Origin of the sequence: Streptomyces sp. NPDC020884 (assembly GCF_044333935.1) — a bacterium.
In the GTDB taxonomy this organism is placed as follows: domain Bacteria; phylum Actinomycetota; class Actinomycetes; order Streptomycetales; family Streptomycetaceae; genus Streptomyces.
In genome coordinates this window covers 408670-418536 of sequence record NZ_JBIRRY010000006.1, presented here as the reverse complement: position 1 = coordinate 418536, position 9867 = coordinate 408670, and the positions used below count along the sequence as shown (strand labels likewise).

Genomic DNA, 9867 nt, shown 5'->3' with positions numbered 1-9867 from the left:
TCCTCGCGTCTGCATGCCCGCCCCCTCAGTACGCCCCGCGGCCGTCGGTGACGGCGCGCACGGTGCGGGCGAGGAGTCCCATGTCGGCCGCCACCGACCAGTTGTCGACGTACCAGAGGTCGAGCGAGACGGTCTCCTGCCAGGTCAGGTCGGAGCGGCCGCTGACCTGCCAGAGGCCCGTGAGCCCCGGCTTCACGGCGAGCCGGCGGTGCTCCCGCTCGTCGTAGCGCGACGCCTCCTCGGGCAGCGGGGGGCGCGGGCCCACCAGCGACATATGACCCAGCAACACATTGACCAGTTGCGGGAGTTCATCGATCGACGTACGTCGCAGCATCCGCCCGATCGGCGTCACCCGAGGATCGCCGCGCATCTTGAAGAGCGGGCCGTCGACCTCGTTGGCCGCGGCCAGCTGCGCCTTGAGGTCCTCCGCGTCCGCCACCATCGTGCGGAACTTCCACATGGTGAAAGGCCTGTTGTGCTGCCCCTGCCGGACCTGCCGGTGGAAGACGGGCCCCCGCGAGGACAGCCGGACGCTCAGTGCCACCGCCAGTAACAGCGGCGCCAGGGCCAGCAGCCCGAACAGGGCGCCCGCACGGTCCAGCACGTTCTTGAACACCGCCTGCGGACCGCCCCGCAGCGGCGGCGCTATGTGCAGCAGGGTGAGCCCGCCCGCGGTGACGGGGCGCACCCGCGTCGCCGCCACACCGGACAGCTCGGAGAGCACGGAGAGGGCGACGCCCCCGTCGTGCAGCCCCCAGCCGAGCCGCCGGAGCCGGTCGCCGGTCAACTGCGGCCCGGGAGCCACCAGCACGAGGTCCGCCGCGTGCGCGTAGACCCCGCCGAGGACCGTCGTCACATCGTCCTCGGCCGGGCAGGACGCCAGACGCCCCGGCACCTGCACCCCGTCCAGCTCCAGCCGGTCCGCGCCCACCGGAATAGCGGCGACCAGCGAGAAGTCGTGGTCCGTACGGGAGTTGAGCAGCTCGGCCGCCCGGTCCACCCCCGACGCCTCACCGACCAGCAGCACCCTGCGGACCCGCTGGCCATGACGGGCGGTCAGCGGCCACCGTCGCAGCCCCGCCACCGCGGTGGCGACGAGCAGGCCGGGTGCGACGGCCACGACGGCCGTGGCCGGGTCCACCGGACTCCCCGCCGCCGTGTGCAGTACGGCCAGCAGGCCGATGAGCACGAGCCAGTCCCCGACCGCGCCGAGCGCGCTGCCGGGCTCGGCCGCCCTGGGCCGGTCGGTGTACCGCCCCCGGGTGCCGCGCAGCACGGTCCACACCAGCCCCGCCACCGCGGCGGCCGCCACCGGGCGGGGCTGGTCGCCCGCGCGCAGCAGCAGCCAGGCCGGAGTGGCCAGACCCAGCAGGTCGGTCAGTGCGGCGAGGGCCGGGCCGGGCGCCGGCTTCCGCCGGGCCGGAGCCCGGCCGGCCGGGTCGCGCTGTGCTGTCGGGGCCCTCCACAGCTGTTCCAGGGCCGCCACGCGATTGCGGGAGGCGGCGGTCCGGGGGCGCGGCGCACCCCGGAGCCCCACCGGTCCCGATAGGTCGGTTTCAGGTATTTCGACATGCCCCATGAACCCCCCAGTCACAGTCGCACCCCCACAAACGGGACGCATCCGCCGATCCCATGGACTGACGGATGCGCCCTCGCTCGGTGCACGATATCCACACACGTGCCATTTCGCTGGAGTTCTCGTGAAGTTCAGACGGCTCGGACCAGACCTCTCCGATCGGCCATAACCATCCGATGTCGGCGTGTGTGCACGGAAGTTGATGGAGCGGCAGACGGGTAAGCGCTTGTGCCGTCCGCCGTCGGGGGCCGGCCCGTGGAGGCCCCGGCTCCGGTGCGCCCCGCCGGAAACGCGCGAACCCCCTGGCGGGCGGTGTACCCGGCCAGGGGGTTCGCCCCTCCCGGCCCCTGTTCCGAGGGGCCGGGAGGGGCGCGACGGGTCAGAACGCGCCGTCCGTGCGCCTCCTTGCGCGCCGGTGGACCAATAGTCCCGCGCCAACGAGCGCGACTGCTGCGAGAGTTGCCGCAAGGACGGTGATCCCGGTGGCCGCGAGGCTGCCGCCGCCGGACGTGGCTGCGGTGCCGCCCCCGACGCCACCGCCGACGGTGGTGCCGGAGCCGCCGACCGCCGAGCCGGTGCCGCCGGTGGAGCCTGAGCCGCCGGTGGTGCCGGAGCCCCCGGCAGTGGAGCCGCCGCCCGACTGCATACCGCTCACCCCGCCTGTCGGTCCGTCACCTCCCGTGCTGCCACCGCCGTTCGAGGCCCTGCCGGTGCCGCCGGTCTGCCCGCCGCTGGCGGCCGCGGTCACGGTGAGGGTCACAGCTGCGGTGCGGGTGGTGCCGACGTCGTTGCGGAACTCGGCGCGGTAGTGGTAGCCGTCCTGCGCCGTGCGCGCGGTGAACGCCAGGGTCGGCCCGTCCGCGCCCTCGACGTCCTTCCAGGTCTGCGAACCGTCGGCGCTGACCTGCCAGCGGACCGTGGGCTCAGGAGTGCCGTCCGCCTGTGCGGTGAGGGCCACGTCCTCGCCGTCCTCGGCCGTGCGGTCGGCGGGCGCCCGGGTCACGAGCGGCGAGACCTGCCGGACCAGCTTGGTGATCTTGCCCTCGGCGGGACTGGTCACGAAGACGGTCGCGCCGCCCGGTTCGACGGCGAGCGAGGCGGCCCCGGACTGGGAGTGGTTGCCGGGCAGCGACACGTCCTTCGCGGCCACGGCGAAGTCCTCGCTGCCGTACACGGTCAGGGTGCCGTTGTTGTCGTTGGCCGGGTCGGAGAGGTCCCCGCCGTCCTGCCAGGCGACGAAGGCCCGGCCGCTCCGCGGGTCGAAGGCGGCGTCCCGGGCGAGGTCCTTGCCGACGAGCGTCTTGAGCAGCGCGCCCGCGGCGTCGAAGACCAGCACGGACCGGTTGACCCCGACCCAGACCGCGCCGGTGGCCGGGTCCGTCTCGGTGAAGCCGGCCATCCCCCCGGCGCCGGGCAGGTCGAAGGATCCGGTGACGGCGAACGACGCGAGGTCGACCCGGTGCAGCTTCCCCGCCGCGAAGTCGCTGAACCACAGCGCGCCCCGCTCCGGATCGGCGGCGAACTGCGTGCCGCCCGGCAGCGTGAGGCTCCGGGTGGCCGTGCCGGTGGCCCGCTCGATCTCGGAGAGCTTCGCGCCCTGGGCGACCAGCACCGTCTCCGCGGTCGTACCGGGGGCGATGTCCGTGATCGTGGACCCGGCGAGCCAGACCCCCGAGGCCGCCTCGTCACCGGACCCGGCGCTGCCGACGCCCCGCAGCGGGTAGTTGTAGACGACGCCGTCACCCGGCAGCGGTCCCGAGATGCGGGCGGCCGCCGAGGCGCGCAACTCCCCGGTGGGTCCGGGCGCCCGGCTGGTCCAGCTCTCGGCCTTCCCGTCCCCGGGGTTCAGGACGTACAGCCCGCGCTCGTCGACGTCGGCCGTGTCGGGGAGGTTGTCCGCACCGACGTACAGCTTCTTCGTGTCGGGGTGCAGCAGCAGGTCCAGCGGCTTGCCCGCCGAGGTGAAGTCGGCGGCGGCCCGGTAGGAGACGGTTCCCGCGGGCACGTCGACGCCCTCGCCGCCCGGTTCGCCGGGCTCCCGGCCCGCGAAGGCGACGGGTATGCGGACGTCCTGCGTCCGGTCGCCGGCCGAGCGGTGGTCGGCCCGGGTCACCAGGGAGCAGGGCGTCGCGGCGCAGTCGAGGCCGTCGCCCTTCTCGGTGATCTCGATCTCCACGTCGAAGGTGCCACCGGGGCCGAAGGCGCGGGCCAGGTCGCCCTCGTACGGGTCGCCCGGGGGCACGATCCACTGCGAGGTCTTCGAACCGCCGCTCATGTCCGCGCCGCCGAGGCAGGGGGAGGGCACCCGGTTGTCGCCGTTGTCCTTGCACAGCGCGACGTAGATGCCGGAGGCCTGGCCGTACCCCTCGCCGGTGACCCGGACCTGCTGACCGGCCGGGTCGAGCCCGGTGGTCGCCGAGACGGTGAGCTTCTGCCCCTGGGGGCCGGTGGCGCTCCTGGGGGTGCCGGCGTCGGCGCTGACCGCCGCGCCCGTGGGGACCGCCGCGAGCAGCAGGGCGGCGACGGCGGCCGCGCCGGCCCGGAGTCCCCGTCTGCCGTGGCCGCTCGGCGGGGTGCCGGGATCGGTGCCCGGAGTGGATGTCATGTCATTCCTCGTCACAACGCGGGGAGCCCGGCCCCGGCACGAACTGCCGGGACCGGGCGCAGGGCTGGGGTGCTACACGAAGTCGATGGGAGCGTGTACGTCGTACTTGCGGTCGTTGGTGTCGGTGTGGTCGGCGCGGGTCACGACGGCGCACTCGACGGTGTCGCCGCAGACGTTGCCGCCGCCGAGGTCGGCCTTGACGTGTATCTGGACGCTGAAGGTGCCGCCCGCGCCGAAGGGCGAGGTGTTGGGCAGGCCGCCGCCCAGGCCGGACACCCAGTGCGAGGCGCCGGTGGTGCCGGCCTCGTCCTGGCCGCCGAGACACGGCGAGGGCTTGTTGTCGCCCTGTGCCCCGTCCACCACGCACAGGCTCACGTAGACGCCCTGCCCGGTGTGGTAACCACTGCCGGTGACCGTGATGTTCGCGCCCGAGGCGGCCGCGGTGTCGGGGCCCGAGAGCGACAGGTTGTAGGTGGTACCCCCGTCGGTGACCGTACGGGTCCCGGTCGCGGCGGCGGCGGGGGAGGCGAAGGTCACGGCCAGCGCGGCGGCGGCGAACGCGGCGAGGCCGGTGCGGGCGACGGTACGGGTGGAGGGAACAGCACTCATGAGATGAGCACCTTTCTCGGCATCGGTAACCAGAACCACGGACACCCAGTCGACTTAGGTAAGGCATACCTAAGTCGAAGTCTGTTGGGTTGTCAACAAAGTGGCGCGTCCCGGCCGCAGGGCGAGAACGGGTCAGCCGACGCCGGCCGGCGGGAGGGTCTGCTCGGTCCAGATGGTCTTCCCGGTCGGGGTGTACCGGGTGCCCCACCGCTGGACGAGCTGCGCCACGATGAACAGGCCGCGCCCGCCCTCGTCGTCCTCCGCGCTGTGCCGCAGGTGCGGCGAGGTGTGGCCGGTGTCCGAGACCTCGCAGACCAGGGTGCGGTCGCGGATGAGGCGCAGCCCCAGCGGCCCGCCCCCGTACCGGACCGCGTTGGTGACCAGCTCGCTGACGACCAGCTCGGTCGCGAAGGACAGCTCCTCCAGCCCCCAGGCCGTCAGCTGACCCGTGGCCAGCTCGCGGGCGCGGCCCACCGACACCGGCTCCGCGGTCAGCTCCCAGTCGGCCACCCGCTCCGCGTCGAGCGCGCGGGTGCGGACCAGGAGCAGGGCGGTGTCGTCGGCGCTGGTGCCGCCGGGCACCAGCTCGGACACCGCCCGGTCGCACAGCTCCTCCAGCGAAGCGGAACGGTTGCCGAGCACCCGGCCGAGCGCGTCGAGGCCCTCGCCGATGTCGTGGTCCCGGGCCTCGACCAGACCGTCGGTGAACAGCGCCAGCAGGCTGCCCACCGGCAGGTCGATCTCCATCGACTCGAACGGCAGGCCGCCGAGGCCCAGCGGCGGCCCGGCCGGCAGGTCCGGGAACGACGTCCGGCCCTCGGGGTCCACGATCGCCGGCGGCAGATGCCCGGCGCGGGCCATGACGCAACGCCGGGAGACCGGGTCGTAGACCGCGTACAGACAGGTCGCCCCGGTGATCACGTCGTACGTCTCGACCGCTCCGCCGGGCGCGTCCGACCGCTCCTCGGCCGGCTGCCCCACCAGGTCGTCCAGGCGGGTCAGCAGCTCGTCGGGGGCCATGTCGAGCTGGGCGAAGGCCCGTACGGAGGTGCGGAGCCGCCCCATGGTGGCGGCCGCCTGGAGGCCGTGCCCGACCACGTCCCCCACCACGAGACCGACCCGGGTCCCGGACAGCGGGATCACGTCGAACCAGTCCCCGCCGACGCCGGTCACATCGTCCGCCGGCAGATAGCGGTAGGCGGTCTCCACCGCGGACCGGGGCGGCAGGTGATGGGGCAGCAACTGCCGCTGGAGGGCGAGCGAGGCGGTGCGCTCGCGGGTGTAGCGGCGCGCGTTGTCGATGCAGACCGCGGCGCGGGCGGCCAGCTCGTCGGCCAGCGCGACCTCGCCGTTGTCGAACGTGGTCGCCCGGTCGGGGGCGAGCGCCCGGCCCCAGGCCTCGGGGCCCAGACCCCGGTCGAAGGTGACCAGCCCCAGGATGCCGCCCCCGGCCCGCAGCGGGACGACCAGGGTGCCCTCGTCGAGCACGAGCCCGCCGGAGGACAGGCTCCGGTTCTGCGGCGAGCCGGGCGGATAGGCGACCGGCGGGTAAGGCTGCCGGGGGCCGGCGGGGACGTCGGGGTCCAGGGAGCCCCGCGCCGCCCCCGGCGGGCCCGTGCTCGGCGGGCTCGCCTCCGGGAAGCCGGGATCCGGCGCACCGGATCCCGGCTCCGACCGTTCCGCGACCCGCAGCAGGGACATGTCCGCCGGGCTGCCGACCGCCGCCGTCTCCCCGGTCACCGCGGCCCGGGTGACGTCGACCCGTACGGTGCCGGCGAAGTCCGGCACGGCCACCTCGGCGATCTCCTCGGCGGTGGTGGCCACGTCCAGGACCGTGCCGATCCTGCGGCCGGCCTCGACGAGGAGGGCCAGCCGCTCCTGGGCCCGGTGGCGGTCGGTGATGTCGAACGCGTCCTCGCAGACGCCGAACACATGCCCGTGGGCGTCCTCCAGCCGGTAGTAGGCGCAGGACCACAGATGGTCCCGCCCCGGGTCGCTGGGCGGCTGCCCCCGGAAATGCAGGTCGAGGATCGGCTCGCCCGTCTCGATCACCTGGTGCATGACGCCGGCCAGCGTCTGCGGGTACCCCGCGGTCACGAAGGTGCCCCCGGGGTACAGCTCGTCGGCCCGTTTGCCCCGGAACGCGGCCAGCGGCTGTCCGATCTCCCGCTCGTAGGCGGTGTTGCTCCAGGTCAGCCGCAGATCGGTGTCGTAGATGGCCAGGCCGACGGGCGACTGGGTGGCCAGCCCCTGGAGCAGCGCGATCCGCGATTCCCAGTGCCGCAGGGCCCCCACCTCGGCCGCCACCAGGATCCGGTCCGGCGCGCCCGGCGCCCCGTGGCCCGCGCCGCCGCCCGGCAGCGGGCACGTCGCCGTCGCCACCAGCACCTCACGGCCGTCCCGGGCGCGGGCCACGTGGATCTCGTTGCCGACGAGGGACGGCGGGCCGGGGCCGGGACCGGCCGTCCCCGGCGGTTCGGCCGGGGGAGCGCCGCCGACCGGGGGCACCGAGAGAAACGCGCTCAGGGGACGCCCGAGGACGTCGGAGGGGTCGTAGCCGAGCAGCTCGGCGGCCGCGGGGCTCCAGCCGATGACGGTGCTCTCGGCGTCCAGAACCACCGTGGCCGCCCTGGTGATGTCCAGGGGGCCGCGGAAATCGGCGCTCTCCGCCGTGTTCGCCGCGCTCACGGCGCGACACCGGCCCGGTTCATTGTCTTCAGAATCCGCCCTGCCCCCGGCCGGCACAACCGCGGGTGCCCGGGGTGCGGCGGTCGTGCGCCGGGGTCAGCGCACCCCGTCGGGCCGGAACTGCACGCTGATGCGCGGTCCGACGGCCCGCGCGGTCTTGGGGATCGCGTGTTCCCAGGTGCGCTGGCAACTGCCGCCCATGACGATCAGGTCGCCGTGGCCGAGCGGCCTGCGGACGGGGGCGGGGCCCGGCCGGCGCGGCCGCAGTGCGAGGTGCCGGGGGGCGCCCAGCGAGAGGATCGCGACCATGGTGTCCTCGGTGCCGCCCCGGCCGATGGTGTCCCCGTGCCAGGCGACCCCGTCCCGTCCGTCGCGGTAGAAGCACAGCCCCGCCGTGGTGAACGGTTCGCCCAGCTCGGCCGCGTAGTGCCGGCCGAGCTCGGTGCGGGCGGCCTCCAGGGCCGGATGCGGAAGGGGGTCCTGGCGGCCGAAGAAGGCCAGCAACCGGGGGACCGCCACGACGCGCTCGTACATGACGCGCTGCTCGGCCCGCCAGGCGACATCGCGTACCAGGGTCTCGAACAGCGTGTCGGCTCCCCGGAGCCATTGCGGCAGTACGTCGATCCAGGCCCCGTGGCCCAGATCCGTACGCCGCAGTCCGCTCAGGGGGCGGGTGCCGACCTCGGCCTCCTGGTCGAAAAGCGAGCTCTGCAGGTGGACGGACATGGGAAGAGCGTAACGTTATTCGAGCATGTGTGCGAATACCAGCGGTGGGCTTCCGCTCAGCCGGCCCCGACCGGATCGGCCTTGATCAGATCGGCGCACTTCTCGCCGATCATCATCGTGGTGATGCACGGATTGACCGTCGGCAGCAACGGCATGACGGACGCGTCCGCCACCCGCAGCCCGGTGACCCCCTTCACCCGCAGCTGCGGGTCGAGCGGCGACTGCGGGTCCGACGCCGGACCCATCCGCACGGTGCCCGCCGGGTGGTACACGGTGTTGTGGGTCTCGCGGATGTAGTCGAACAGCTCCGCGTCCGTGGTCGCCCCGGGCCCCGGAGCCAACTCGGCGCCCGCCCAGGGGGCCATCCGGGGCTGCGCGACGATCTCCCGCGCCAGCCGCAGCCCGTGCGTCATCACCCGTACGTCGTGCTCGTCGGTGAAGTAGCGCGGATCGACCCTGGGCTTGTCCCGGAAGTCCCGCGTCCGCAGCCGCACCGTGCCCCGGGACCGGGCGCGGGTGACGTTCGGGGTCAGACAGAACGCGTTGTCCGAGGTCGGGTAACCGCGCCGGTAGGTGTTCAGGTCGAACGGCACCGAGCCGTAGTGGAACATCAGGTCCGGCCGGTCCAGACCCGGCTCGGTGTCCGCGAAGATCCCGATCTCCCACCACTGGGTCGAGGTCGTGACCATGGGCTGCTTCGCCTCCCACATGATCACGCCCTCCGGGTGGTCCTGGAGGTGCGAGCCGACGCCGGGGGAGTCCACCCGCACATCCACCCCGGTGTCCCGCAGATGCCCGGCCGGGCCGATGCCGGACAGCATCAGCAGCTTCGGCGAGTCGATCGCGCCGCAGGAGACGATCACCTCGCGCCGGGCGTGCACCGCCCCGCTGTGAACGGTGTCCGGCTCCAGGTACTCCACGCCTGAGCACCGCTCGCCGTCGAACAGCAGCCGCTTCGCCTGGAGCCCGGTCCGCACCTCCAGGTTGGGCCGCTTCCCCAGCACGGGATGCAGATACGACACCGAGGCCGAGGAGCGGGTGCCGTCCTCGCGGGCGTTGATCTGGAACCAGTGCGCGCCCCGGACCACCGTGGAGCCCGTGTTGAAGGGGACGGTGGGGATGCCCGCCGCCGCGCAGGCCGACAGCAGGGCACTGCCGCACGGGTCGCGCGGCGGCACGGTCCGGATGGTGACCGGACCGGAGCGCCCGTGGTGGTCGCCCGGCGCGTCGTTGGTCTCCAGCCGCCGGTAGAGCGGAAAGCAGTCCGCCGCGCTCCACCCCGTACAGCCCAGCGCGCCCCACTCGTCGAGGTCCTCGGCCGGGGCCCAGAAGGCGATGCACGAGTTGTGCGAGGAGCAGCCGCCGAGCACCTTGGCGCGGGCGTGCCGCATGAAGCTGTTGCCCCTCTCCTGCGGCTCCACCGGATAGTCCCAGTCGTAACCGGACTCCAGCAGCGCCATCCACCGCTCCAGCCGCAGGACGCTGTCGTCCCCGACGTCCGAGGGGCCCGCCTCCAGTACGCAGACGGTGACGGCGGGGTCCTCGGTGAGCCGGGCGGCGATGACGGCTCCGGCCGTACCGCCGCCGACCACGACGTAGTCGAACGCGGGTACGGGGCTTGCTTCGGGCATCGCGTCTCCAGGAGGCGGCGGGGGCCGGCGTG

6 protein-coding genes are annotated in these 9867 nt (G+C 74.0%); all 6 read right to left on the bottom strand.

The features are described from left to right. Positions 1–25 precede the first annotated feature (25 nt). The gene (locus ACH4UK_RS21185; protein ID WP_398358376.1) at positions 26–1579 is read right to left on the bottom strand and encodes an exopolysaccharide biosynthesis polyprenyl glycosylphosphotransferase; all 1554 of its coding nucleotides are present in this window, start codon (positions 1577–1579) and stop codon (positions 26–28) included. Positions 1580–1955: 376 nt separating this feature from the next. Continuing rightward, positions 1956–4181, bottom strand: a complete 2226-nt coding sequence (locus ACH4UK_RS21180) for a hypothetical protein (RefSeq protein ID WP_398358374.1) — start codon at positions 4179–4181, stop codon at positions 1956–1958. A 72-nt stretch (positions 4182–4253) separates the two neighbouring features. Next, positions 4254–4790 (bottom strand): hypothetical protein, encoded by a 537-nt coding sequence (locus tag ACH4UK_RS21175; RefSeq protein WP_398358372.1) that lies wholly within the window; start codon positions 4788–4790, stop codon positions 4254–4256. 132 nt (positions 4791–4922) lie between these two features. Next, on the bottom strand, positions 4923–7478 hold the full coding sequence (locus ACH4UK_RS21170) for a SpoIIE family protein phosphatase (RefSeq protein WP_398358371.1): 2556 nt from the start codon (positions 7476–7478) through the stop codon (positions 4923–4925). A 96-nt stretch (positions 7479–7574) separates the two neighbouring features. After that, positions 7575–8204, bottom strand: a complete 630-nt coding sequence (locus ACH4UK_RS21165; RefSeq protein WP_398358369.1) for an alpha-ketoglutarate-dependent dioxygenase AlkB — start codon at positions 8202–8204, stop codon at positions 7575–7577. Between the two features lie 56 nt (positions 8205–8260). Further along, positions 8261–9835, bottom strand: a complete 1575-nt coding sequence (locus ACH4UK_RS21160; RefSeq protein WP_398358367.1) for a GMC family oxidoreductase — start codon at positions 9833–9835, stop codon at positions 8261–8263. Positions 9836–9867 lie beyond the last annotated feature (32 nt).